Source organism: Bacillus sp. P4_D3, from assembly GCF_056401855.1.
Window position 1 is genome coordinate 1 of sequence record NZ_JBFUIN010000827.1, and the last position, 1,271, is coordinate 1,271.

General features: G+C 31.2%; 2 protein-coding genes. Both read left to right on the top strand.

All coding sequences use genetic code 11. The features are described 5' to 3' along the window. The first annotated feature begins 289 nt into the window (after nt 1-289). On the top strand, nt 290-442 hold the full coding sequence (locus AC1DTM_RS27050) for a YqbF domain-containing protein (RefSeq protein ID WP_078174330.1): 153 nt from the start codon (nt 290-292) through the stop codon (nt 440-442). A 169-nt stretch (nt 443-611) separates the two neighbouring features. After that, nucleotides 612-1,046 carry an exosporium protein ExsC gene (gene exsC, locus AC1DTM_RS27055; protein WP_016105137.1) on the top strand — a complete coding sequence of 145 codons (435 nt, stop codon included), beginning with the start codon at nt 612-614 and terminating at the stop codon, nt 1,044-1,046. Nucleotides 1,047-1,271 lie beyond the last annotated feature (225 nt).

Genomic DNA, 1,271 nt, shown 5'->3' on the forward strand with positions numbered 1-1,271 from the left:
CATCCACCGTAACTTCAACTACAAATTCACAAATCCCTGCTACAACTTCTCCAATTACTTCCTCCATCTTTCTACCTCCTTGTTTTATGTAACTTATTTGTAGTATAGGAGATATTGGTTAATTTTAACTATCGTTAAAGGTGACAAAAACATTACAGATTTGTAAGCTGTTTCAATGTTTTTTTGAATTTATACTTCTTCCCTTTGAAACTTTAAGTATTATTAACAACCAGATAGGTCATCATAATAGAAAGTATTTAAGAATCCTAATTTAAAGGAGGCGTGTAAAATATACTACGTAAAATTAATTAAAGGTCAATCTTTCTATGCTTTTGATCATCGTTTCTTAATATCCGAGGAAAAAGAGGTTTCAGAGAAAATTTTTAATTACTTACGCCGGAATGAATTCTTTGAAGTACGTAAAGAAGAATTTTCTGCCTAATGTACAAACAGCATCAAGATACACCTCACAGTATTGTGATTCTTTCTTGATGCTTTTATATTCTCGCCCTATATTCAACTTTATTCTCAATTCTATTAACATCTTCTAGTATATGTCCAAGCTAATTCATCGTTACTTTCATATTTTAGTATATGAGGAGGTGACGAACATGACTCATATCATTGATTACCAAGCTACTCAACCAATAAATAAAACGGGTGAAACAACTTTTGCAATTCCCCATTCCCCAAATAAAGCAATTCTAGCAAATATTAAATTGAAAATTTCAAGAAGCGATTCACGTAATAATCGAGTAGAATTAATCGCTACAGTTGGAGTTGAAGGTATAACTGAGATTTCACAAGTTTTATTCCGAATTTTCCGTGACAATACAGAAATCTTCAACGCTCAAGTAGGAATTGAATCTACAGATTCTGAGCAATTTTACGCGCAAACATTTCAAGCTATAGATCAAAATGTTAGCTGCGGGACTCACGAATATTCATTAACTGTAGAAAACCTTACTAGTGGTGCAAGTGCAGATGTTGTTGGTCCACTATCTTTTAGCGGTTTAGCTATTGGACAAGATCATAAGTGTTGCTAAAAGAATCTAGTGTTTGATGTTGCATTTGAGAAAAGTGAGAAGTAGTAACTACGTTCTCACTTTTTTATTTTCTCTATGTTTTTCTTTATTTTCAATTTGTATTTAATCAAGAGTTTTTCACATTTTGAATTACTTATTTCATCATATAATTAATCAAATTTTCAACAAATCAAAAAAATTGAAATCCACTAATGAAACACGTAATATAGACTCTGACTCTAAAAA

Bases quoted from the DNA above. Each gene is read 5' to 3' on its own strand.
- exsC (WP_016105137.1), top strand. From the start codon at position 612: ATGACTCATATCATTGATTACCAAGCTACTCAACCAATAAATAAAACG.